The sequence below is a fragment of the Staphylococcus caseorum genome (assembly GCF_049943195.1).
Lineage (GTDB): Bacteria > Bacillota > Bacilli > Staphylococcales > Staphylococcaceae > Staphylococcus > Staphylococcus equorum_A.
The window spans coordinates 2,647,978-2,674,845 of sequence record NZ_JBNFUA010000001.1 but is presented as its reverse complement, the minus strand read 5'-3'; the positions used below and the strand labels follow the sequence as shown (position 1 = coordinate 2,674,845).

Below are 26,868 nucleotides of genomic sequence, written 5' to 3'. Positions count from 1 at the left end.
CTTTTTTATGTAAGCCCTTTATTATAAACCCCGTTTAGTTCACTTAAATAACAGTTTTCTTTATACATTAAAAATAATTTGTTTCGCCCATTAGGACACTTCACAATCTACATCGTCATATTAAAAGTTTCGCGACGGTGTATTGAGCCAGCTTTTTCGATAAATAATAGTAGCAGCAGACTACAAGCTGTGACTTCATAAGTCGTGCAAAAAAATGAGGAGGGACAGAAATCAAAATTTGAAATTTGATTTCGTATTCCCTCCCCTACGACTATTACTTCGCTTAAAATATATCGCCTAGTGTCACTGACATAATTGCTTTTATAGAATGTAATCTATTTTCAGCTTGATCAAATATCACAGCGTGCTCACCTTGAAATACGTCATCCGTAATTTCCATTTCAGACAAACCATATTTTTCATAAATCTGTTGTCCTACTTCAGTGTTTAAATCGTGAAATGCTGGTAAACAATGTAAGACGATTGCATTAGGATTCATCGTATTCAATAACATTGATTCATTTACTTGGTAAGGTAATAATTCATTAATACGGGTTTCTAAAACAGATTGATCCTCACCCATTGATAACCATACATCTGTATAGATAGCATCTGTTTGATAAATTGCTTGATTCACGTCATCCGTAATTAAAATTTCACTCTGAGATTGTGCAGCATAATCCTTAGCCATCGTTTGAATTGCTTCATCAGGTTGTAAAGATTTAGGTGCAGCAATATGTACGTTAACGCCTAATATAGCTCCAGTGATAAGTAAATCATGTGCTACATTATTTCTAGCATCACCTACATATGTTAATGTTTTACCTTCTAAAGTTCCCCAATTTTCTTTTAATGTAAAGAAATCCGCAATCATTTGCGTTGGATGCCACTCATTCGTCAAGCCATTCCAAACTGGCACATTGGCATTTTTAGCTAAAGATTCTATATCTTTTTGATGATAACCTCTAAATTCAATGCCGTCATACATACGACCTAATACTTTTGCAGTATCAGCTGTAGATTCTTTCACACCTAAGTGAATATCACCTTGGCCGAAATACTCTGGATAAGCGCCCAAATCATACGCAGCAACACTAAATGCCGAACGTGTTCTTGTAGAGGGTTTTTCAAAGAGTAACGCTAAATTCTTTCCTTTCAGATAAGGATGAGGGATCCCACGTTTTTTCTTTTCCTTTAACTCTCCAGTAAAATCTATTAATGTATTCAATTCTTCTGCTGAAAAATCGCATGTTTTCAAAAAGTGTTCTCCTTTAAAAACTTGTAACTTATTTAAAGCTGTTGTGTTCAACCCCATTTTCATCACTCCAATATTTTTATAAGATTTATATACATAATATACGTAATTCACATATAAAACAAGTATAAATATGCTTTATTATGTATATTATTGAATTTTAGTTTAAAATGTTATTTTTAATTATTTGATAAACAGCACTCATTTTAACTAATGAATTTAACATTTATGCAGTTTTTCAAAGCATTTATGCACTGTGAATTTTCAATAAATAACACTTGTGAAATTTATTTTTTGAGTTATGCATGAATACGCATTGTGCTACTTTTTTGTACTACAATGACGCTGAAATACTTCATTGACGGAGGTGATTGATTCTGTTAACTAAAATTGTGGCTGTAATCAAACAGATCGTTGCTCAATTTATTTCTGGTGGCTTCCAAGAAAAATAAGTCATTCATTTCCAGTCCATTTCAAAACGATTGCATAATCAGCTTTTAAAAATAAAAGAGTCCCATTCTAGTTTTAAAACTAGAATGAGACTTTTTTAATGGTAAATATTTATTTTTTAATACATGCTTTTTACGATTACGTTGCTTCTTTCTTACTAAGCTTTGCACGCTCTTCAGGCGTTTTTAAGAAACGTGTCATAATTGCACTTGCTACATATAATCCAAAGATTAAGTACATCATGCCTTTTACACCAATACTATCGTAGAATAACGCTACTAATCCAGGCCCAGCAAATACACATAACCCTGCACCTAAGTTTAGTATAGCCATCGCTGGCCCTTTGTCGCCATCACCTACAAGCGAAGGTACAAGTGCAGAAATTGGAACAAATCCTGCTAGACACATACCCCATAAAAACCCTACAGTGCCGATGACAAATACATTACCTGTAAATAATTCTGGTACAAAATACAATCCTAATGTGAACACAGCACAACCAATACCGCCGATGTATGAGATTGTATTTTTCCAACCAATCTTGTCACTCAATGCACCGAATATTAAATTAAATATAATATTTGCGACAAAAATTGTTCCCCAAATATTGAGCCAAGTTGTTGTTGCAATTCCTTTAGATGCTAAATATATCGGTAAGAACAATGGAAATGCATATTGTGCTGCTTGATTAATAATTCTTACGATACATGCCACTGCGACGCGTGGTTCTCTTTTTAATATCGTAATTCCAGCACCCATTTCTTTTACATGTTCTTTCACACCATGGCCTTTCTCTTCTATTTCAAATTGATCTCTGTTTACAAATACAGCTAAAAACGTTCCAATAAGCACCCATATAATCGCAGTCCATAAAGTGAACACATGACCAAACCATTGAATTGCGAATGAAGAATAGAATGAACCAAGTACGCTTAAACCACCTGTAAATACAAACCAGAACCAACCTACTGCGGCACCCAATCGTTTTTGAGGTGAACGGTAAGCGACCCACACTAAAAATGAATAAGCAAACAACGGATAACCAAATCCTCGAATGGCATACGACGGAATCATTAATTCATAATTCATCGTAGGTATTGCAAATCCTACGAATATAATATGACCAACAATATACAGCCCTGTGCCTAACAACATAACTTTACGCGGTCCAATAATTTCGACCAAGACGCCTGAGAACCAAGATCCAATTGCAATGGTCACACCATAACAAGTCGTTAAAATTGCAGTTTGTTGAACGGATAAGCCGTGATCATGAAGATAAGGGCTTATCCAAGCAAGTTCTAATCCATCACCCATCATAAAGATTAATACGCCAATATACCCCCATAATAAAGTTGGTGGCATACCCATTTTTGATAATTTTTTATTCATATTTAACACACCCCTATGTAATTAAATTGATAACTTGTGGCTACTTATACAATTACAAAACATACTAAAAACCTAAGTGATAAAAATAAATTTTAATTGCTGCCTTTCATATTTCATCGTACAGAAAACGCTTTCATATATTGTCTTTATATTATTGTATTTTTTCTAATAATGCAAATTTATTTTCGTTTTCTTTCGTTCCTTTTCGATTAATGATTATTTTTAGATACTTTTCATATAATCAACACTTCTATAGCACTTTATTAATTCTACATAGCTATTTTTTGGATATGTTTAATAATTTATTTAAGTTATATATTAATTACAGAAGATTGATTTTTATTTTGAAAACGTTTACAATAATTATGATTTAATCATCATATGACTAGATGATATTAATTTTGTAAGTTAGGGGTTAAAATATATGCTGTTATTAATTGCTTTAAGTGCAGTAATTGTACCGTTTATCTTTTTAGTACTACTTCGTATGTCAGCTTTAAAAGGTATGATAATCAGTGCAATTGTTGTTACATTATTGGGAATATTTGTTTGGGGTATGAAAGGTAATGTCGTAATTGCTTCATTATTACAAGGTACACATAAAACGTTTACGATTCTATATATCTTATTCGGTGCACTTGTATTACTTAACACATTACGACAAACTGGGGCTGTAAATCGTATTAATGCAGGCTTCCAGAAAATATCTGGAGATATGCGTGTCCAAGTGATTATCGTCGCATTCTTATTTGGGTCATTAATTGAAGGTGCGTCTGGTTTTGGTACACCTGCAATGGTTACAGCGCCATTAATGGTTGCTTTAGGTTTCAGACCAATGATTGCTGTAGTATCTGCATTAATCGCAGATAGTGTTGCCGTATCATTCGGTGCAGTTGGTACGCCTGTTCTTGTAGGATTAAGTACATTGACAGATGCTGATAGTGCATTCTTCCAATCTACTGCTGAACGTATCACTACATTAGATTTATTGAGTGGTGTTTTTATTCCAATTATTGTAATCATTACTTTAGTTGTTTTCTTTGGTAAGAAAAATAAATTAAAATCTATAATTGAAATGTTACCGTGGCTCGCTTTAATTGGTATTGTTTATGCTGGGTCAGCATTTGCCTATGCATTCTTATTCGGCGCAGAGTTCGTTGCAATTTTAGGTTCATTAACTGGTCTTATAGTAGCAGTTATAACTGCAAGTAAAGGTTGGTTATTGCCTAAGACTGAGTGGAAAGATGGATTAGATGATTCATACGAAGCTGATGAATCTGAACACACAATGAGTTTACTTACTGCTTGGGCACCGTATTTAATGGTAGTTGTCTTATTATTACTTACTAGAACAGTACCATTTATTAAAGAATTCACAACAAGTGTTTTAGATTTAACTTGGACTAACATTATGAATTTTGAAAGTATTTCATCAGATTGGGAAGTATTGTATTCACCAGGAACCATCTTAATAATATCTGCAATATTTGCGATACTCATTCAGAAAAAACCGTTTAAAGATCTGACTAAAGCTAGTGTAGAATCTTTAAGTACAATTAAGATAACTGGTATTACGCTTATTGCGACACTCACAATGGTTCATGTGTTCATCAACTCAGGTATTAATGCTAATGACTTAATTAGTATGCCTGAATATATAGCTAATGCTATGTCCGAATACTTAGGTCCAATTTGGTTATTTGTCGCTCCGTTCTTAGGTGCTTTAGGTTCGTTTATTACAGGAAGTGCTACTGTTTCAACACTTACGTTCTCACCAATTCAAATGAATATCGCAAACGCAATTGGTGCTGAGCCGTTCACTGTATTAGCCGCACAAATTATTGGTGCCGCCGCAGGTAATATGATTTGTGTTCATAACGTTGTTGCAGTTTGTGCTGTTGTCGACATGCCAGGTAAAGAAGGTAGTGTTATTAGAAAAACGCTCGGACCTGCACTACTATATTGTGCACTCGTAGGTATTAGTGCATATATCTTCACACTTTTTTTCTTCTAATTTAGTTGGAAGTTAATTAATAAATAAAACAGACTAAATGCTTTGATTAGCATTTAGTCTGTTTTTATATGTTCTTTTTTAATACTACAAAACACCTGGGATATTCAATAGATTAAAGTGTATTTTTACTTTATAACTTCGTTATATTATCATACTCCTTAATATTTTGATAAAGTACAATTAACTTATTAATTAAATTTATTTGCCAAACTAAACAATGGATTGGATGGGGATCTACAAATGAAATTTAAAAACGTTACGTTATTAACCTCTGAGTTGGAAGAAACTTTGCAGTTTTACGAAGAAACATTAGAATGTCCTGTTCAAGTTCTTGATCACGATTCTTTTATTGTTCAAATTGGGGAAACTCAATTAAATTTTCAAAAATCCGAAGAAATCAATCAACCGTTTTACCACTTTGCAATAGATATTCCTTACAATCATTTTTACGATATGAAACAACACTATCAAAATATTTTATTTTTATTGATGGAAGATGGCCAACATACAACTTATTTTGAATCTTTCGTTGCACATTCAGTTTATTTTAATGATCCTTCAGGTAATATTGTCGAACTCATTGCAAGGGTATCTAATATGACAGATGAACCTGAATTTTCAAGAATTAGTGAAGTCGGATTTGTCTGTAATGAGCTAGATGATGTGTATCAAGCTTTAACCAATCACCATCTTACAACACATGAAGGGCGTTCATTTTCTCCAGAAACTTTAAATTTTATGTGTGATACAAAGGATGAAAGTTATATTTTATTAACACCTGAAAATAAAAAATGGATTTTTTCTGATAAAGCATCTACTGCATTTCCGATAGCTATTGAAACACAAGACTTCAAATTAACTTATGATGACAAACATCAATGGTCTTTAGTATCTTTATAAATTTATACATAAAAAAGGATGGAAGCGTGACATTATTTATGTCACACACCCATCCTTTTTATATTCAACATATTATTCTCTGACTTGTGATTTGTCACTGACAAACTTTTTTAATGTTTTATCTAATCCATCTTTTGCTTCTTTATCATAATCATAAGTGCCGTCTTCATTTGAAGTGATGTGTTTATCTAATATAAATCTGCCTTTGTGAATTGTGTCTGCACCTAGTTCTTTAATCACTGGATCCAAACTATATTGAATTGCTAATACATGCGCAAAGGTTCCGCCTAATGCTAATGGCAATACTGTCTTACCTGTGAAAGCGCCTCTTGGCAATAAATCTAAATACGTTTTAACAATACCTGAATAGGCTGCTTTAAACACAGGCGATACGATAATGATACCATCTGCGTTTTCTATTTTTTGATGTGTTTCATTAATAGACGCATTAGAAAAATCCGCTGTAATCAACGCTTCTGCGTCTAATTGATGAACATGTACAACATCTGTATCAATACCTTCATCTTCTAGATATTTTTCAGCATACTCGACAATACCTGTTAAACGAGATTGTAATTTATTTCCACCTGCAATGATTGCTACACTTGCCATCTTTAATGTCCTCCTTTATTTATTCAAACTGCTTATACTTTCTCAGACACCTGACAAGAGCTCAATTTTTAAAAACTAAACATGTTATTGTTATGCATGTTGTTTCTATTGAATTTAAATTTCTGCTGTACTATAACTATATTGCTTATTAAATTGCGGTTTATATTGTGATCCTGGATGCGTAGATCTTAAATACTTTTCACCTTTACCGAATAAATTTTCTCTAAGTGTTGTATTTTCTTCATCATAATCTTTATGATAAACGCCTCGTGCTTGTAATATTGGAACCACTTTTTCTATGAAATCTTCATATGAATTTGGTATCGTTCCATACGCAATATTAAACCCATCTACATCAGCAACTTCAACCCAGCGCTCTATTTCATCAGCAATTTGCGTAGGTGTGCCGACAAAGCGAACTGAGCCAATACCTAAGCCATGATGCTTAATAGCTTCTTTCAACGTCCATTTACGTGTTGGATCTTTCGCATAAATATCTAACAAGCTTTGAATCGCATCTGTTTCAATATCTTCTAAATATTGATCTGGGTCAAATTGAGAAAAGTCTATGCCTGTGTGTCCACTTAATAAAGCAGCAGTTCCTTCATAAGTGATATGTTCGATTAACTCTTGATGTAATTGTTCTGCTTCTTCTACCGTATCACCAATAACGGGAACAATCATAGTAAATACCTTTAAATCTTCTTTATTTCTGCCTTGCTGTGTTGCTCTAGAACGAATGTCATTTACATCATTAGCTAGGCCTTGAAGTGAGTGATTCACGACAAAGATTGCTTCTGCATGTTTACCTGCAAAGTTACGCCCTTTATCCGAAGCTCCTGCTTGAAATAACACTGGTGTACGTTGTGGAGATGGCTCTACAATATGTGGCCCAGGAACATTAAAGAAACGCCCACTGTGATTAATTAAATGTACTTTATCTGGATCTGCATACGTGTTGGTAGCTTTATCTTTTACAACGGCGTCATCTTCCCAACTACTTTCCCACAATTTATATGTTACATCTAAAAATTCGTCTGCACGATCGTATCTTGTTTCTTTAGGCATACGTTCTGTTAATCCTAAATTTTCCGCTTCACTTCCTAAATAAGATGTCACAACGTTCCAACCAATTCGGCCATGTGTTAAATGATCTAATGTAGAAAATTTTCTCGCAATATCATATGGTTGAAAATAAGTCGTAGATACAGTTGGTGCAAATCCTACGTGTTCTGTTGCTTGCGCCATAGCAGATATCACTAATAATGGATCATGATCTGGAACTTGTACGGCATGTTGTACAGCTGTTTTATAATCATTGCCATATTCACTATACGTTCCTAATACATCAGCGATAAATAGTGAATCGAACTTCCCTTTTTCAAAAAGCTTTGCAAGCTTCACCCAATAATCGATGGTGCCATGTTGTGCGCCTTCATGTTTGTCATGTTTCCAAAGACCAATTGCATGTGGTGCTGGTGAGTTCTGAATAAAGCCATTAAAATGTATTTGTTTTTTTCCCATTGTATTACCTCCTATGAGTTTAAGTCACGCTTATGCTTATATTTCATCGTTATGATTTTATTTTTTTATTTATTTTGTAAAATAATTTTATATTAATTAGATATATTTAATCGGATATTAGTTGAAAATTATTTTTCAATCGTACTTAAATCTCCAGCTGGCAAATCTAATTCCCAAGCTTTTAAGACACGACGCATAATTTTACCAAAACTTGTTTTCGGTAATTTATCCATAAAATCAATTTCTCTTGGTGCAGCATGTGCAGCTAAACCAGTCTTAACAAATTGTCTTATTTCAACTTTAAGTTCATCCGTTTTTTCTACGCCTTCACGCAATGTGACATATGCTTTGATAATTTCACCTCTTACGTCATCAGGGATACCAATAACTCCTGCCTCTGCAATCGCTGGATGTTCTACAAGTTTAGACTCAACTTCAAACGGGCCTACTCTTTCGCCTGATGTCATAATCACATCATCTACTCTACTTTTGAAGAAAAAGTAATTGTCTTCATCTCGATATGCTGAATCTCCAGAAATATACCAACCATTCACAAAATATGAATTGAATTTTTCTTCATTTTTCCATATTTTTCTCATCATAGAAGGCCATCCTGCTTTTAACGCCAAATTACCTAATGTATTCGGAGGTAATTCATTACCTTCGTCATCGACAATACTTGCTGTAATACCTGGTAAGGCTTTACCCATAGAACCCAATTTAATAGTCTGACTTGGATAATTCACAATCATTAATCCACCGGTTTCTGTCATCCACCAAGTATCTAGTATACGTCTGCCATATACTTCATTGCCCCAACGAATCACTTCTGGGTTTAAAGGTTCACCGACTGACAAAATACTTCTTAACGTTGATAAATCATATTGCTTAGTGAATGTCTCGCCTTTACTCATCAACATACGTAATGCTGTAGGTGCGGTATACCATAATGTAACTTTATATTTTTCTATCATTTCATACCATAATTCTGGAGAGAATCTTCCACCTATGACACAATTTGTTACGCCGTGAAGCCAAGGACTGAATATGCCGTAGGACGATCCTGTTACCCAAGCTGGATCTCCAGTACACCAATAAATATCATCTTCTTGTAAATCTAATACATATTTTCCTGTAATGTAATGCACAATCATCGCATCCTGTGCATGTAAGACGCCTTTAGGTTGGCCAGTTGAACCAGACGTGTAATGCAATACAAGTGGGTCTTCACGATTTAACCATTCAATGTCGAAACTATCACTCGCATGCTTGAACGCTGTATGAAAATCAATATGTTCTGGCGATACGTTGTCACCCACAACTATAATAGTTTCTAAGTCTGGTAATTTTGAGTAAGGCACACGGGGTAATAACTCTTCTGTTGTAACTAAGACTTTAGCGTCTGCATTGCTTAAACGTTCTTCTACTGCTTGATCCATAAATGCTTCGAATAATGGACCACATATTGCTCCAGTTTTTAAAATACCTAAAAATGAAAAATACAGTTCTGGCATTCTAGGCATATACACAAACACTCTATCGCCTTTTTCTACGTTAGCTTCTGTCTTTAATAGATTCGCTACTTTATTTGAAGCTAGCTTTAAATCTTCGAAAGTAAAAGATGCTTCTTGTGCGCTGTCTTTATAATTCAAGGCAATTTTTTGCCCTTTACCGTTATCTACGTGACGGTCTATACATTCATATGCCATATTTACTTTTCCTGTTTCATACCAAGAAAATGCTTTTTCCGCTTCTTTCCAATCAAAGTTATTATATGTATGTTCATAATCTTGAAGATTAAAGTTTCCTTTTTCACCTTTTAAAATTTCAGTTGTCATGTGTATGCCTCCTATAAAGATTTAAAAATCATTATAGATGGAACTTTCTGAATATTCAACCTATTATTTAATAATTCCGATATATTTAGTATGATTTAAATCTTTGAAACCTAGAGCCACATATCTTAGCAGTTTTACAAATAATTTTAAACTTTTTTAATTGTTCTACAATATCATTTTAAATTATTATAGTTTAAATGATATTTATTATTCATTTGATTATGATAGCTTTGGTGTGATAATTGATAAGAAAAATAATTATCACGCTAGCTTAAATTTTATAATTGACGAGGATAAATATGGTATTAACACCTCAAGGGATATAGAGGTCTTTTGAGAAGATATTTGAGACTCATGGAAGTATTTGGTTTATTTAGGGAAACTGAGGATAATAGGCGATTATATAGCATTGTAATGAATGATTGAACTTGTATTTTTAAAAATTGCAGTGATTTGAGGTGATTCCCAAGCTAAAAAAGACTAACTATTTATTGTTAATAAATAGTTAGTCTTTTTTTAAATATATGATTGGTCGTACTATTGTTGGATGGTTGTACCAACGTTTTGACCACTTTGTAATTTCTTAATAATATGTGATTCATTACCTGCAGCAATGACTACTTTTTCACAGCCTGATTCAATCGCTTGAATCGCATCTTGAACTTTAGGAATCATACCGCCATATATTGACGCTTGATCAATATAGTGATTGATACGTTCAGCATTCAGTGTAGCTTGCACTTTTTCATCAATGATGACACCAGGAATATCACTTAATAGATAAATTGGCGCCTGTAAAAATTGTGCGATTTTATATGCTAATGTATCTGCATTAATGTTATAGAGTTGCCCCGTGCTTCTATGTTGACCTATAGATGCAATGACTGGTACAAATTGTTCTGTTAACGAAGCAAGTACAGAAGTATCGACATCTGTAGGTTCACCGACATAACCATATTTATCGTCTAATGGGATGACATCAAATAATTTTGCATCTACGCCATTTATACCAATGCTTTGAATATCTGATTTATTAATTTTGCTAACAAGCGTTGGATTCACTGATCCAATTAATGTCTGACTTGTCACTGCAAGTACTTCACGCGTTGTTACTCTCAAACCATCTTTAAATTGTGTAGATACCCCTTGTTGCTCTAAAGCTTCATTAATAAAAGGTCCACCGCCGTGTACAATAATGGGTTTAAATCCTTGTTGTCTTAAATGTGCAATGTCTTCTATTGTTGAATCATGTAAATTTGTCAGAGTGCTGCCACCTATTTTAATTACAATATAGCTCATTGGTCACACTCCTTAGGTTCTATATGAAGCATTAATACGTACATATTCATATGATAGGTCACAACCATATGCTGAAGCTGCGCCTTCACCATTACCGACTGATGCTTCAATATAAATGTTATCTGCTTCTAATTGTTTTTTTAAATGTAACTCATCAAATTCAACTGACATGCCTTCTTCAACAACAGGCACATTACATAAAGAAACATTCGTCTGACTTGGTTCTATGTCTTCAGAAGCATAGCCCATTGCTGTGACAATTCTTCCAAAGTTGGCATCTTCGCCATGAATTGCTGTTTTCACAAGGCTTGATGATACAATACTTTTAGCAATTTTTCTTGCTTCTGCAACATCATTTGCACCTTTAACTTTAGCCGTAACTAATTTCGTTGCCCCTTCACCATCTTTAGCTATTGATTTAGCAAGATACTGACTCACGAAATTTAATGCATATTCAAATTTTTCCCAATCAGGGTGTAACGTATCGAGTTTATTATGGTTCGCTTGTCCATTCGCTAAACCAAGCACCATATCGTTTGTACTAGAATCTCCATCAACTGTAATCATATTAAAAGAGTTATCAATCGTTTGTTTTAAACAATTGTCTAGCGTGTCTGCATCAATTTTGGCATCTGTCGTAATAAATGACAGCATTGTTGCCATATTCGGATGAATCATGCCTGAACCTTTAGCTGTTCCTCCAATTGTTACAGTTATATCATCAATTTCAACTTGCACAGATAAATGTTTAGTAAATGTATCCGTTGTTAAAATCGCTTGATTGAAAAACTCGCTTTGATTATATTGTTCTTTTAAGACATTTTGTGTACCGTGTTGTATCTTATCCATTGGTAAAAATGATCCTATAACGCCCGTAGATGCGACGCCTACGCTCTCTTTGGATAAATTCAAATGCTCTGCTACCCATGCTTGAGTGTCTTTGGCATCTTGAATACCTTTTTCACCAGTACATGAATTAGCATTTGCTGAATTCACTACAATGGCTTGTAACGATTGATTATTTTTAATCGTTTCTTCAGTAACTTTTAACGGTGCTGCTTTAAAACGGTTCAGTGTATAAGTACCTGCTGCTGCAGCTGCTGTCGTAGAGTATATCCATCCAAAGTCTTTTTTCTTTCTTCTTAATCCAACATGCATGCCTCCAGCTATAAAACCTAATGGAGAACTTACATCACCTTGTAAATCTATTTTCAATTGGTTGAGTGTATCTAACGTTTCAATATCTTTCATCCCATCTCACCTTTCTTTTATATTACGGATATACAGGTAGTTGTATTAACCCTGTTGCTTCATTTAATCCATACATTAAGTTTAAATTTTGTATCGCTTGGCCACTTGCACCTTTGACTAAGTTATCAATAACAGAGACAATCACTGCTGTTTGCGTTTCTTCGTCAACATACATACCGATATCACAGTAATTACTACCATATACTTCTTTAGTTTTAGGATAATTACCTAAATCTCTAATGCGTACAAAGGGTTTACTATCATAATATTGCTTGAAAGTTGCATGTAAATCTTCGCTAGTAGTTTGTTTGTTTAATTTCACATATATCGTAGAGAGTATGCCACGTGTCATTGGTACTAAATGAGGGGTAAATACTACTTTGATATCTTCATCTGCTAAATGCGAGACATACTGTTCTATTTCAGGCTTATGCTTATGTTTACCAATCGCATAAGCACTCAAGTTCTCATTCATTTCAGCGTAATGGACGTGTTGTGTCAGTGACCTTCCAGCCCCTGAAACACCTGTTTTGGCATCTATAATAATTGAGTCATGTTGAATTATTTTTTGATCTATTAACGGATGTAACGCTAATAATGTAGCAGTAGGAAAACAGCCTGGGTTAGCTACAAGTTGTGTATTGGTTTGATCTACTTCAGACCATTCTGCAATACTATAATTTGCATCATCTAATTGTTGTTGTGTCGCAGCTGCTTCACCATAAAACTGTTGATAGATATCTCTATTAGTTAATCTGAAATCACCTGACAAATCGATGACTTTTATATTTTTCTCTACCAAATCAGGCGCTATATGTTTACTTACATTTGAAGGTGTAGCAAAGAACATCACATCACAGTCAACTGTTTCAGTGTCTAAAGCCTCGTAGCGATGCGTTAAATGAGTTAAGTGAGGAAATGTTTCTTTTATTGGTTCATCCGCTTTAGAATGTGAAAAGATATATTTTATTTTTACATTTGGATGGTGCTGTAATAATCGAATTAATTCGACCGCACCATAACCACTTCCTCCTACTATCCCAACTTCTATCATGACGTTCATTCCTTTCTGAATATTCGAACTTTTTTAAGTGTTATGCTTTACTTTTTTCTAAAACTTCTGTTATTACTTTTATAACTTTATCAATTTCTTCATCTTCAATAACAAGTGGTGGTGCAAGTCTAATAATATTTCCTTGTGTTTCTTTACATAGCACACCTTGTTCAATCATCTCTTGACAATAAGATTGTGCTGGTTCAGTTAATTCAATACCGATAAATAATCCTCTGCCTCTCACATCTTTTATGATGTTGCTGTCTATCAGCTGTAAATGGTTAAGTAATTTTTGTCCTTGTTCAGCAGAACGTTCGATTAAGTTTTCATCAATTAACACATCTAATGCTGCCATTGATACTGCACATGCAAGTGGATTACCTCCAAATGTCGAACCATGTGTGCCAGGTGTAAGTACTTTCATCACGTCATCATTAGCTAACACTGCTGAGATCGGATAAAGACCACCACCAAGTGACTTACCTAATAAGTAGATATCTGGTTCTACACCTTCCCATTCCATTGCAAACATCTTACCTGTTCTACCAAGACCAACTTGTATTTCATCTGCAATAAATAGAACGTTATGTTCATCACATAAGTTTCGAACCTCTTGGATGAAATAATCTGGCGGTACGTTGACGCCACCTTCACCTTGGATTGGCTCAAGTACAATTGCTGTTGTATTTTCGTTAATGAGTGATTTCAAGCGAGTGATATCTCCGAAATCCATATATTGCATATTATCTAGCAAAGGTCCAAAACCTTTTTTATAACTTTCTTGCGAAGATAGCGATAAGGCACCTAGTGTACGACCATGGAAATTACCATTCATTGCAATAATTTCGCCTTGGTTTTCCGCTATACCTTTAACATCAGATCCCCATTTACGTGCAATCTTAATTGCCGTTTCAATGGCTTCAGTGCCTGTATTCATAGGCAACACTTTTTCCTTATTGGCAAGGGAACATATTTTCTCTTCCCATTTGCCTAAATTGTCGCTATATAATGCACGTGATACCATAGTTATTTTTTCGCTTTGCTCTTGAAATGCTTTTATAATTTTCGGATGACAATGCCCTTGATTGACGACTGAAAAACCTGAAATACAATCAATGTAGCTATTATCTTCAACATCCCAAACTTTAGCACCTAGACCTTTCGTTAAAGCCAGTTTAAGTGGGCTATAATTGTTCGAACTGTATTGATCTGTTAGTGCAAATAAATCATTCATCGAAACCCTCATCCCTTTTCTATAAATATTCTAAATTTTGAATTAATATCCATAAATCATACACGTAATTTTACAATTAGTCAAAGACTAATTAAAATAATAATTAAATAAACGATTGTTTTAAAGCCTTTTTACAAATTTTATACAGACTTAACATTTCTTTGAATACTGTGATGACAAACTATAAAATGTATATATGTTGTATGATTTGGTGCCTGTTGGCTTTTAAAAAACTTGTTATGTAATTATTTCATGGTAGTACCGCTCTATTATTTTCATAAAAAAGGCAAACTAAGTTTACTTTTCACTTAGTTTGCTTAATATTAATTATCACTATCTAAGATTTTTCATTTACTATTTTAGAATTATGTTTTTTACATAAATTTGAGCTTTAATCTTTATTGATTTGCTTAGTACATTTAAAAAGATAAACTTCGCCGTAATATGCTGTATCAAACTTTAATAATTAGATATGAAATCATGCGGGGAATGAATCTCGTTAATACAATATTTAACGTTACTTGTTAACAATAAGAAAGCAACGCTTACAAAGTATAAAATAATTCATAAACTGCTACCATTTTATTTGCGTGCTTGCTAATTTATTTTACGTTCAAAACAAGGCGAATGCACTTTTTATACAAACTCTTGTATACGAAGTTATTATACGCATATAAAAACTCAAGTCAAATCGACTTTTTAATCGATAATAACTGTATATAAAAGTATCTTTATACAAATTAGGCGTACTTAATGTATAAAGATATGGCACAATTCATTCGCCTTCAGTCCTATAGATAAAGTCCATAGCGTGTCATTTTACGATGTTACTCATTTATTCATTAAAAGTATATTCACTGTAAATATCACATTTACGCTTAATAGCCTTCAAACGTTGTAATACCAACACTTTCAGCCAATTCATAGCCTTTCAAATCACAAATTTACCCTTATTTTACTTTTTTATTGTATTTATACACAAATGAAGCAGTATCTACAAGGAATTGTGTTTAATCCATTCAGATACTGCTTTTTATGATGTTACTCAAATATATAATTATGCTTTTAGTAAGGTGATTACATAAATAAATCTAGTATTAGAACAACAATTAATCCAGTAATTGATGTCGTCAATAATAAGACGCCCCATGTTTTAAATGTGTCTTTTATTGAAATATTAAAGTATTCTTTAAATAGCCAAAATGAAGCATCATTTACGTGTGTAATGGTATTACTACCTACCGCAGTAGCAAGAACCATAAGCACTGGACTTACGTTAAATGTAGGGATCAGTGGTCCTACAATACCTGCTGCAGTAATCGCTGAAACTACACCTTGCCCAGTAGCAATACGAATTAACGCTGTAATGAGCCAAGCCATAATAAGTGGTGAAATATTAGTATCTTTCATAATGTCTGCTATATAGTTCCCAACATTAGCTTCTAATATAACTTCTTTGAACGCACCACCTGCACCGACTATGAATATAATCGTTGCAACACCTTTCAAGCCAGTTTCAAATGTCTTCATCATGTCATCCATATTTTTACCTTTTCTAAGACCAAAGATAACAATAGCAGTTAAAATAGCAATAATAAGACTGATTTCTGCACTTCCTATAAAGGTCACAGCTTCATGTAATAATGTATCTTCAGTAATAAATAAACTTAGAATTGTTGAAATAGAAATTAAAATAGCAGGAATAAGTGGTATAAATAAACTCATTCCAAAACTTGGCATTTCACTTTCAGAAAAAACCTTGTTCTTTTTTAATAACGGAGGTACTGGGTAATCCATTTTCTTCATAAACTTAGGTAATACAACACCAGCCATAATTACACTAGGTACAAAGACAATAATGCCTAATATATAAACCATGCCCATATCTGCATTGTAAGCATCTACAAGTGCAGTTGGACCTGCTTGAGGTGGGAATATACTATGAGATAGCGTCGTGGCAGCAACCATAGTAATAGCTAACTTCATAAATGGTGTTTTTGCTTCCACAGCAATACTAATTACTAATGGTGCTAAAATCATAAATGCCACTTCATAAAATACAGAAATCCCAAATACAGCACCTACAATAATTAATGCCCAATGCACATGTTTAGCACCAAATTTATTTATAAGTGTTGATGCAATGCGTTGTGCTGCACCTGAATCCACCATTAATTTACCGAGTACTGCACCAAATCCAATAATAAGTGCAAGACTTCCTAACGTTGATCCTAATCCTTCTTTAATCGTGTCTAATATTGCAACAGGTTTCATCCCGTTTATAAAACCAACCACTATTGCTGAAAAAATGAGTGCTAGAATACTATTGATTTTGAGCTTAATATTTAAGAATAATAGTAAGGCAACCCCTATTACGAGTGAAATGAGTGGTAGATGTTCGCTTAAAAATGACAATTTCATGTCCTCCCATCCCTTAATAACTTATGAAAGCGAATTCACAATTCCTAATTATAATAGATTTAATTAAAAATAACAACGTTGTTATTTAAAAATTGCATTTAATTTAATTTCTCAAAAGGTATTCAACATATTAATATAAAAATAAAAGCATACCCGTCATTGTATATAAGTCGCTTTATAACAATAACGGATATGCTTTTTAATTTTGTTTATGGTACGTATCAAAATGCCATTGCTTATCTTTCAGAATATCTCTATAGAACGGATCAGTGCCGATCACTTTAATGCGATCTGCTAACGCTTCTACTTCGTCTAAATGATGTGTGGTTAATATAATCAGATATTGTGCTTTCATTTTATTGAGCAAGCTATGAATATCATATCTTGATTTCAAATCTATACCTACAGTTGGTTCATCTAATATTAATATTTGCGGTTTGCTTAAAAGTCCTATTAATACATTCACTTTTCTTTTCGTGCCACCTGATAGTTTCGACACAGCAACTGTTCTATCTGTTAAATGAAGTTGGGATGCATACTGGTCTATCATGTCTTCGGTTATAGGATTTTTGCATAACGCCTTAAAGCAATTGATGTTTTCATTTACTGTCATGTGTTCAAATAACGCAATATCTTGAGGTACATAACCGATCATATCTTGAAGTTGCTTTTTTGCAACTTGGTCACCAAAGTAAGTAATATTGCCATAATCCGCTTCCTCTAATCCTGAAATCATTCTTAACAAAGTAGATTTTCCAGCCCCATTTTCACCAAGTAAAATAGTTAACTGTTTATCTTCAAATGTCATATTTAGCGATTCAAAGATGCTTTTACTACGGTATTGTTTTTTGATATTTTGTAATTCTATCATCTTATCACTCCTATAATTGTATGAAGATATAAATTAAACCCATCACCAGTGCATATATAAGTGTCATAAATAGTCTATGGCTTAATGTATTTACTTTAAATAATAGCCAAGCTACGCCCAATTCATAAATTAAAATAACCCATAGCGATTTCACATAAAACATCAACGATAAACTTTGCTGAAATACGACTGCTGTCACACTTAATAAAATCATTAATATCATAGTATGTGCAATAGCATATGTGCCAAACAATTTAAGGCGACTATAGCGGAACATAAACAACCTTGCCAATGCACCATTTTGTTTCAATCTTTGATGTAACACAATTTGAACACTGCTGACGCATAATAAAATTGCAAAGACAACACTTAATGATATAGAAGTATTAGAACTGTGATTAATAACATAATGCGCTATCTTTGATTCTGGTGTTTCTTGATTTAATTTTCTATTAACTGCTTTTAATGAAGTATCTTGATCATTATCTTCTAAGTGCGACTTCACTATATTAGGTATTTGCTGTTCATACAAAGAACGACTAATCATTTCTAACGTAATATCTCCAATAAAGTCATCTCTGCCATATAGGGTTAGTGCATCTTTTAAATGATTACTATGCAACTTGTCACTATAATTTTCTGGTATTTGCAAACTGACTACCGCTTCTTTTCTAGTAACGCGTTCCTCAATATATGCTTCTTCAAGCGGCACATGCTCTACCTGCACAAATTCGTTGCCATCTATAGCTTCAATCAAACTTTCAGATGCTGACGAACGTTCTTGATCTTGGACTGCCACTGGTATTTGAAACGATTGATTGAGTGTCTTATATAAGCCCCACACCGCTAATAAGGCACATAATAATAGTAGCGCTAGTAACACGTATTGTTTCCACTGTTTTACAACTACGATAAAAAGGTAAGGTTGAATCATCTACGATACCTCCCAACAATGACAAATATTAATACAACAAATGATAATAGAAAGCTAATATAAAACATGATCGGCGTTTCTAAAATGTAATTATTTAATATGATTTCCAACATTTGATTTGTTACAAAACTAAATGGTTGTACCGTGAAAATACCATTGAATAAATGCTTGAAATATATAGTAGGTATGATTAGACCTGATAGTAACAAAATGATAATACTGAATATACTTTTCAAAATATAATTCATCCATTTAGATGATATTAAATCAATAATCGTCAGCCAGATTATCAACATCAAGATATAATATATGAGTTGAATCACTACAGTAGACCAATTGTAGCTTTCAAAATCATTCGGCAATACATTGAGCATCCAAAACAAGCCAACTACAGCCCAGATACTTGTATATAATAATGTGAATAAACTTCGAATAAGCGTCAGTTTCTCAAATGAAAAATGATACATACTTAACCTAGATTTCAGTGCTGTTACTTGATTCATTTTTAAAATTGAAAATAATGATAAAGCGAAGATAAAAATAGACGCTAAATAGCCGGTTATCACATAATAGCTCGCAGTATCGTATATTTGTACAGGTTTATAATCAAACCCACCTGTACGATTTAACCCTGTAAACAATAAGTCTGTTAATAAAAGCATTGTGTCTTCTTTTCCAGCATCCTCTGCAAGTGATGTATAAGCGAGTCCCCCACCCATAGACAACATGAGTCGATTGTACACTGAACCTGTTAATTGATTAATAACTAAACTTTTAGTCGATTGTTTATCATATGTATAAACTGAAATAGGCAAGTTACCATTTTTATAAAATGACTTAGTCATTCCTTTTTCAAACACATAGTATCCTTCTAACTTCTGAGCTTTTAACAATTGGTGTGCTTCTTGTTTATTATAGCGTTTGATACTAATATCTTTGCCTAAGTCATCGCCCATCGATTTAAGTATTAATGCAGTTTCTGTCGATTGATCGCGATCTACAACACCAATTCTAAATTTGGAATCATTTTGATTAAATTGTTGTATGACAAGTAAGGTTGAAAACAAACCAATGATAATTAACACTAAATATAAAAATAAATGCCATTTTTTCAATAAAAAAGAGTGGTAAATGCGAAACAATTGTAATGTTCTCATTTAACCACTCCTTTCATTAATATTTTAGTTTAGTTTAAATTCTTGTAATGCTTATTTATCTTCAAGATCTTTCACAACATCTTTCAAGATGTCTCCAGCATTATCAGAAATTTCTTTTTGTAATTTACTGAAATCACTGTTAGACATTGTATTTAAGTCTTTCGCACCAGCTTTATCAAACTTAATGTCTTCTTTAAGTTTAGTTTCGCCTTTGATGTTAACTGTAACAGGTTCATATTGAACTTCTGTAGTAATGTCGAGATCTTGTTTCTGTGAATTATTCTTCACATCAGTCTCTAATTTATTTTCATATTCAATTGTAGTTTCATCGTAGTTTGCACTGATTTCGACATCGCCTTTATCAGTACGTTTGTTACCGTCCACTGTTTCTTTATTTGTAACTTTGATATCTGATTCTTTAATACCATCATCAAAACCTAATGTATATTTATCTTCATACTTATCATCATCTTTTGTTGACTCACCTTTAAGCGAAATCTTAGCCTCATCAGCAGATACGTTATAATCCATAACTAACTTGTCATCATCGATTAGACTTGTACCCTCTAATTTAATTTCAGCACCGCTGTTATCTTTCAATGTTAAATCGCGTTTAAGAATTTGATTATCATCTTCCCATATTACAGATTTAATACTTGGGAATTCATCTTTATCAGCATCTTTCACTTCTTCTAAAGCTTCATCAATTGAATCATCATATTCTTCAGCATTAAATTGGTCTTCTGCAATGCCTTTAATATCTTTATCTTCTTTAGCTTTTTCTAAAACTGCTGTCAAAATTGATTTCGTTTCAGTTTTGCTAATATTCATTGTTACTTTATTCGTATCTTTCTCTTCGCCATCCACATCGATCTTATCGTCTTCTTTTTCAAAATTATCATCATCAAGTTTATCGATAATTAATTCACTATAGCGTTCACTAATTTTCTCAACTTTTTCTTGTGAAATTTGTGTACCAGATAATAGAGAATTTAAATTCAATGTATCATTCGTGATTGCTGAATTGTTGCTGTTCATACTTGATGAACTACTTGAAAAACTGCTTGACGAACTAGTTGATGAACTATCCACTGTTTCACCCGTTAATTTTTCATAAACATCTACGAGTTCATCATTTTTAGCTTTGTAAACATCATCTAAAATTGGTGCTGAGTAATATTGATTGTCCTTATCTGCTGCCCATTGAAACTCCCCAATTTCATTGTCGGCTACAGTAGGGTTTAATGCTAGTACTGACTTTTCGTTCTCTGGATCATGTCCCATTTTAAATCCTAACCCAGAAGCATCTATTGCAGATTTTGGTATATCAGATGATTTAAGTAATTTCTCTGGTACATCTGCACTTGCATCTAAACTAATTAAATATGACTCATCTTTCATTTTGTCTTGAAATTTAAATTCATTTTCAAAACGGTCCTCAGCGTATTCTTGTATTTGCTTAGCGGTTTCTTGCTCACTTAATAAATATGTGTTCTTCGGTGAATTTTTCATGAAATAATAAGTAGCTGCACCACCTATCCCAACAACGAGTAACACCCCAATAACGACTGCTATGACAATCTTCACTGTCTTTGACATATCGTCCAACCTCCCATAAACTTTTATTTCTTTTATAATATCACAAAACTTATAATATTAATTAATTAATTTGATAATTTTTATAATTTTTCGCATATTTTTAAATTATATATTTATACTTTTTATACCAATGATATTATTTAATTAAGCGCAATATATTGTGCTTAATTAACGATTGTACAAATTATTACAAATCACTCTTATAGATTCATTACATAAAAAAGACGCAATGCCCATGAATAAGCATTGCGTCTTTTCGAAATTATTTAATTCTTATAATTCACTTTATTAATCTTTTTTAACTTCATCTTCCCACCAAAGTGCATCTTTAGGATTTTGAATGACGTCTTCATAATCTTCTTGGTTTTCAACGTTTGGATAATTTCCTCTCAATGATTTATTTGATGTTGATTTAAACATTGTTAAGAAAATAATAAGTCCGATAACGTTAATAAACATCAAATAATATGAAGGTGAAATTTCTTGACCTGTCGTTTGTACTAACATTGATAGAATAAATGGTGTCAAACCACCAAATATTGCAGCACCGATATTATAAACAAGTGACAAGGTACGTAATCTCACTTTTGTATGGAACATACTTGGTAACACTGATGGCATTACGCCTTCAAATGTAGACATGAATAATGCGATGATAAATAATCCTAAGATAACGACTGGTATCATTGGAATACTCATGAGCCAGAAAGCAAGCACAGAGAATAAACTAAAGCCAATTAAACCAAATAAAATCGTCTTCTTATTACCAACTTTATCACTGTACCAACCAAAGAAAAATACGGCTGGTATCATTACTAACATTGTGACTGTACTCAGTATAGAACTCATGGTGCCCCCTAAGTTAATGGTTGAGTTTAAGTACGATGGCATAAAGGATAGCACCATGTAGTTAGCCACATTTAAGAATGCTACACCAGCGAAACAAACGATGATATCTTTCCAATAATATTTAAATATATCTAAATAAGAATATTCTAATTCTTCTTGTTCTTCTAATGTCGATTCATAAGCAGGACTTTCGTCTAATCCTGTACGCAAGAAGATACCTACAATACCTAATGGCGCAGCAAGGATAAATGGAATTCTCCAACCCCAGTCTGCCATTTGTTGATCGCTTAACAATGCATACATAAGACCAGCTAGAACTGCCGCCATAATACTACCTGCGAGTGTACCAATTTCTAGTCCACTACCTAACTTACCACGTGCTTTATCTGGTGATGATTCTGCTATGTACGTCATCGCACCAGCGTACTCTCCACCAGTTGAAAATGACTGAATCATACGTACTACAAGTAATAGAATTGGCGCCCATATACCGATTTGATCTTGCGTTGGTAGTAACCCAAGCATCAATGTTGAAGCTGCCATAAGTAATATTGTTGATGATAATACAACTTTCCGTCCATATTTATCCCCTATATGACTGAAGAAGATACCACCAATCGGTCGTACTATAAATGCAAAAGCAAATACAGCAAATGTAGATACAATTTGCATCTCTTGCGGTAAATTACCAAAGAAATTGGCACTTATAACTACCGCTAATTGCGCATATAGCCCGAAGTCAAACCACTCAATTGCGTTACCAATACCTGTGGCAACCACACTTTTTTTAGCTTGATCGGAATCTACCCTATTAACTTTTTCTTTTTTAAACTTCACAAAAAAAACACCCCTTAATTTTTGTCTATCAATATAACATAACCTGTGCACAAATTTTTAAACAATTTAAATTTAATGTTCCATGTATTTTGCGTTTAAAATGCATAAATACTTATATATCAAAACGATACAGCACTCTACTTTATTCTCTATATTTATTATAATTACCATAGCATTGGACTTCATGGATTAAAAAATAAGATCAATTAGATAAAATAAATTTATTTTAAATCACATTATGTTATATAAATACTTTTTACAAATCAAAAATCATTCTTAAATTAATTATTCAGAACGAAACATATTGATTTCTTTGGTATAATAGCCTCATAAAAATGAACATATGGAGGCACTCAAGTTATGAAACAAATTTATTTTAACCATGATGGTGGCGTAGATGACCTCATCTCTTTATTTCTTTTAATACAAATGGATGATGTAGAGCTTATTGGTGTAAGCGCAATTGGCGCAGATAGTTATATCGAACCAGCAGTAAGTGCATCTCAAAAAGTAATTAACCGCTTCTCCGACCAACCAATACATGTGGCCGCTTCAAAAGAACGTGGTAAACATCCTTTTCCAAAAGATTGGCGAATGCATGCATTTTTTATGGATGCATTACCTATTTTAAACGAATCATCAAACCAAAAATCTTTGTTATTAAAACAGCCTGCTTACCGAGATATTATAGATAAATTACAAGACCATTCTCAAAAAGTCACTTTACTTTTTACAGGACCCTTAACAGATTTAGCCAAAGCTATTACAGTAGAGCCTACTATTGTTCAGAATATCGACCGCCTTGTGTGGATGGGTGGTACATTTTTAGATAAAGGTAATGTTGAAGAACCTGAACATGATGGTACAGCTGAATGGAATGCTTTTTGGGATCCTGAAGCTGTTCAAATTGTGTTTGATACGGATATCAAAATAGAAATGGTAGCTTTAGAAAGCACGAATCAAGTGCCTATGACATGGGATGTTAGACAAGCATGGGCTAACGAACGTCATTATCCTGGCGTAGATTTCTTAGGTGTAAGCTATGCTGCTGTCCCACCATTAACACATTTCCAAACGAATTCTACTTACTTCTTATGGGATGTATTAACAACAGCTTACGTTGGCATGCCTGAACTCGTTCACCAACATAGCGTAAATGTATCTGTACATACTGAAGGTGCCAGCCAAGGCCAAACGTATATTGACAACTTAAATGGTAGAGCTATTTCAGTTGTTGACCACGTTGAACATGATGCTTTCTTCAAATACATCACTGATTTAGCTAAAAATGTCATACGTTAAAAAGTAAATACTAGTTTTACTAATATAAAAAAGAGGGATCTCCAATTTGTGGAAGATCCCTCTAATCATTAAATATTTTTAATAGACACATATATTAATAACTATCCGGAGTTAAATATTGTTTATCGATGACATCTTTAGTAATTGTTTCTAAACGCTGTTTCGTAACGTCATTTTCGTGATCATAGCTTAATGCGTGTCGTTTTGCTAACTTATCATCGTATCTTTTGAGTGGATACATTTTAAAACTATGTCTTGTGTTGTCATCTAGCGGATTAGCTATTTCATAATGCGTAATTAAAGATTGCCATTTAACATCTTTAATCGTTACACCCTTGGGCAATTTCTCAATATTAAAACGAATATTACCCCCTAATACATTACTTTCATCACCAGTAGTTTGCCCATTCAAAAAATTTCCCAGGGAATAAGCTACAAGTGTCTTATGATTGTCTTTGCCTTCTACCCACTCTATAGGTTGGATGACGTGAGGATGTGTCCCAATTACAACATCTACCCCTGCATTTGCAAATACTTCAGCATATTTTTTCTGTTTACGCGTTGGTTCATGTTTGCCTTCACTTCCCCAATGTGCCGACACAATAACCGCATCACTTTGTGTTTTAGCTTTCGCTACATCTTTTTTAATCTGAGTTTCATCAAAATAGTTGATATGATAAGGTTTTTCAGGAGAAATATCATTTGTGCCATATGTATAACTTAATAGTGCAACTTTGATTCCATTCCTCTCAACAACGGGTATATGATTTCTCGCTTTTTGTGAATTAAACGCGCCAGTATATAAGATATCGTCAAATTTTTCCCATAAATTTATCCCATTCAGCAATCCATCGGTCCCTTGATCAAGCGCATGGTTATTCGAACCATTAACAATGTCAAACCCCACATCAACGATATCATCCGCTATATCCGTCGGCGTATTAAATTGTTTGAAGCCTGAAAATCCTTTTTCATCTCCACCAATTGGTGATTCTTGATTTATATACGAAATATCCGCAGATTTAATGTCTTCTTGTAAGTATTCATACATAGGTTTAAAGTCGAAACTATTATCATCTTGTAATGCATCCTGATAAACTACTGGATGGATTAAATTATCTCCAACTGCATAAAATGAAATTTTATCTACTAATTGCTTTTGGTCTTGCAAGCATAGTCCACTAAAAAATATAAAAACAGTAAATAACAGTGTCATCATTATTTTATATTTCCACATAGCTTCCCCCCTTTGACCATTTCAAAAAACATTCACATTACATATATTAATTCTATTATAATTAAACATCTCAATTTATTATAGAGTATTTACAATAAACTCAAACTTCTTTAACAATATAATAATTGGGGCTGAGACATAAATTTATGTCTCAGCCCCAATTGGATTCAGCTTATAATATTATACGTGCTTAGTAATTGTTTCTGCTGGTAAACGATATGAACCATGAGCAGGATTTTTAGCTTTTCCTATCGCTATAATCATGACAGGTTCATAACGTTCTGAATCTATATCAAAGGTTGTTGCTATTTGATCACTTTCAAATCCACCTATTGGATTCGTATCATAACCATAAGCTCTGGCAACTAACATGAATTGCATAGCAGCTAGACTACCATCAATTTTTATAATATCGTTCATTTCACTTTTTTCTAAACTTCTATAGAAAGGTAATACTTTCCCAAGCAATTCATCTTTCACATCTTCGGGCATTAACCCTTGCTTAACAGCGTTACTATAGATTTCTTCACCGTATTCATGACTTTGCATATCCCCAAAGATAACTACCATTGCGGACGAAGTATCATTTTGACGTGTATTAAAACGTATAAGTGGACGTAATTTATCTTTACCTTCATCACTTTCTACAACTAAAAAGCGCCATGGTTGCATATTCACTGATGACGGTGCTTTTGTTGCTTTTTGAATCATTTCATCCATTTCTGAAGTTGGTATTTTAACTTGCTCATCAAAAAGTTTTACAGATTTTCTATTCATTACTATATCTTCAAAGTCGTTATTAATCATTATTCATTTCTCCTTAACTATTTTTAACAAA

At 33.3% G+C, this 26,868-nt stretch carries 20 protein-coding genes; 3 read left to right on the top strand and 17 right to left on the bottom strand.

Going from position 1 to position 26,868, the window contains the following annotated elements; translation table 11 throughout:
• Positions 1-283 precede the first annotated feature (283 nt).
• Positions 284-1,315 carry an ornithine carbamoyltransferase gene (gene argF / locus ACP3TL_RS13320; RefSeq protein WP_069833120.1) on the bottom strand — a complete coding sequence of 344 codons (1,032 nt, stop codon included), beginning with the start codon at positions 1,313-1,315 and terminating at the stop codon, positions 284-286.
• A 528-nt stretch (positions 1,316-1,843) separates the two neighbouring features.
• On the bottom strand, positions 1,844-3,097 hold the full coding sequence (locus ACP3TL_RS13315; protein WP_069817807.1) for an MFS transporter: 1,254 nt from the start codon (positions 3,095-3,097) through the stop codon (positions 1,844-1,846).
• Between the two features lie 424 nt (positions 3,098-3,521).
• Between ACP3TL_RS13315 and ACP3TL_RS13310 the strand changes: the two genes are divergently transcribed.
• Together ACP3TL_RS13310 and ACP3TL_RS13305 are read left to right on the top strand one after the other, a co-directional pair.
• A complete protein-coding gene (locus ACP3TL_RS13310) occupies positions 3,522-5,111 on the top strand; it encodes an L-lactate permease (RefSeq protein ID WP_069833119.1) in 1,590 nt (529 codons plus the stop codon).
• 240 nt (positions 5,112-5,351) lie between these two features.
• Entirely contained in the window at positions 5,352-6,011 is a 660-nt protein-coding gene (locus ACP3TL_RS13305; protein WP_069833118.1) for a hypothetical protein, read from the top strand.
• A gap of 72 nt (positions 6,012-6,083) precedes the next feature.
• On the opposite strand, the gene ssuE is transcribed toward ACP3TL_RS13305, so the two are convergent.
• The 13 genes from ssuE to ACP3TL_RS13240 all read right to left on the bottom strand — a co-directional run bounded on the left by ssuE (position 6,084) and on the right by ACP3TL_RS13240 (position 23,491).
• Complete coding sequence (ssuE, locus tag ACP3TL_RS13300; RefSeq protein WP_069833117.1) at positions 6,084-6,623, bottom strand: NADPH-dependent FMN reductase; 540 nt, start codon at positions 6,621-6,623, stop codon at positions 6,084-6,086.
• A gap of 114 nt (positions 6,624-6,737) precedes the next feature.
• Positions 6,738-8,147, bottom strand: a complete 1,410-nt coding sequence (locus ACP3TL_RS13295) for an LLM class flavin-dependent oxidoreductase (protein ID WP_069817800.1) — start codon at positions 8,145-8,147, stop codon at positions 6,738-6,740.
• A 128-nt stretch (positions 8,148-8,275) separates the two neighbouring features.
• The gene (gene acsA, locus ACP3TL_RS13290; RefSeq protein ID WP_069817799.1) at positions 8,276-9,985 is read right to left on the bottom strand and encodes an acetate--CoA ligase; all 1,710 of its coding nucleotides are present in this window, start codon (positions 9,983-9,985) and stop codon (positions 8,276-8,278) included.
• 537 nt (positions 9,986-10,522) lie between these two features.
• Complete coding sequence (argB, locus tag ACP3TL_RS13285) at positions 10,523-11,284, bottom strand: acetylglutamate kinase (protein WP_069833116.1); 762 nt, start codon at positions 11,282-11,284, stop codon at positions 10,523-10,525.
• Between the two features lie 12 nt (positions 11,285-11,296).
• Positions 11,297-12,535 carry a bifunctional glutamate N-acetyltransferase/amino-acid acetyltransferase ArgJ gene (argJ, locus tag ACP3TL_RS13280; RefSeq protein WP_069833115.1) on the bottom strand — a complete coding sequence of 413 codons (1,239 nt, stop codon included), beginning with the start codon at positions 12,533-12,535 and terminating at the stop codon, positions 11,297-11,299.
• A gap of 22 nt (positions 12,536-12,557) precedes the next feature.
• The gene (argC, locus tag ACP3TL_RS13275; protein WP_069833114.1) at positions 12,558-13,589 is read right to left on the bottom strand and encodes an N-acetyl-gamma-glutamyl-phosphate reductase; all 1,032 of its coding nucleotides are present in this window, start codon (positions 13,587-13,589) and stop codon (positions 12,558-12,560) included.
• 40 nt (positions 13,590-13,629) lie between these two features.
• Entirely contained in the window at positions 13,630-14,823 is a 1,194-nt protein-coding gene (gene rocD / locus ACP3TL_RS13270) for an ornithine--oxo-acid transaminase (protein ID WP_069833113.1), read from the bottom strand.
• Positions 14,824-15,900: 1,077 nt separating this feature from the next.
• The gene (locus ACP3TL_RS13265; protein ID WP_069817794.1) at positions 15,901-17,238 is read right to left on the bottom strand and encodes a gluconate:H+ symporter; all 1,338 of its coding nucleotides are present in this window, start codon (positions 17,236-17,238) and stop codon (positions 15,901-15,903) included.
• Positions 17,239-17,443: 205 nt separating this feature from the next.
• Entirely contained in the window at positions 17,444-18,115 is a 672-nt protein-coding gene (locus ACP3TL_RS13260; RefSeq protein WP_285325786.1) for an ABC transporter ATP-binding protein, read from the bottom strand.
• A 10-nt stretch (positions 18,116-18,125) separates the two neighbouring features.
• Positions 18,126-19,049, bottom strand: coding sequence for an ABC transporter permease (locus tag ACP3TL_RS13255; protein WP_069833111.1), 924 nt, complete (start codon positions 19,047-19,049; stop codon positions 18,126-18,128).
• Positions 19,046-20,206: an ABC transporter permease gene (locus ACP3TL_RS13250; RefSeq protein WP_285336796.1), complete on the bottom strand. Its 1,161-nt coding sequence runs from the start codon at positions 20,204-20,206 to the stop codon at positions 19,046-19,048. The genes ACP3TL_RS13255 and ACP3TL_RS13250 overlap by 4 nt, the downstream gene beginning before the upstream one ends.
• A gap of 51 nt (positions 20,207-20,257) precedes the next feature.
• Positions 20,258-21,805, bottom strand: coding sequence for a DUF6583 family protein (locus ACP3TL_RS13245; RefSeq protein WP_069833109.1), 1,548 nt, complete (start codon positions 21,803-21,805; stop codon positions 20,258-20,260).
• A 288-nt stretch (positions 21,806-22,093) separates the two neighbouring features.
• Positions 22,094-23,491, bottom strand: coding sequence for an MFS transporter (locus tag ACP3TL_RS13240; RefSeq protein ID WP_069817789.1), 1,398 nt, complete (start codon positions 23,489-23,491; stop codon positions 22,094-22,096).
• 360 nt (positions 23,492-23,851) lie between these two features.
• Here ACP3TL_RS13240 and ACP3TL_RS13235 point away from each other — a divergent pair, with 360 nt between their 5' ends.
• Positions 23,852-24,793, top strand: a complete 942-nt coding sequence (locus tag ACP3TL_RS13235) for a nucleoside hydrolase (RefSeq protein WP_069833108.1) — start codon at positions 23,852-23,854, stop codon at positions 24,791-24,793.
• A 94-nt stretch (positions 24,794-24,887) separates the two neighbouring features.
• On the opposite strand, the gene ACP3TL_RS13230 is transcribed toward ACP3TL_RS13235, so the two are convergent.
• Together ACP3TL_RS13230 and ACP3TL_RS13225 are read right to left on the bottom strand one after the other, a co-directional pair.
• Positions 24,888-26,030, bottom strand: coding sequence for a CapA family protein (locus tag ACP3TL_RS13230; protein ID WP_069833107.1), 1,143 nt, complete (start codon positions 26,028-26,030; stop codon positions 24,888-24,890).
• Between the two features lie 180 nt (positions 26,031-26,210).
• Positions 26,211-26,837 (bottom strand): nitroreductase family protein, encoded by a 627-nt coding sequence (locus tag ACP3TL_RS13225; RefSeq protein WP_069816595.1) that lies wholly within the window; start codon positions 26,835-26,837, stop codon positions 26,211-26,213.
• Between the last annotated feature and the right edge of the window lie 31 nt (positions 26,838-26,868).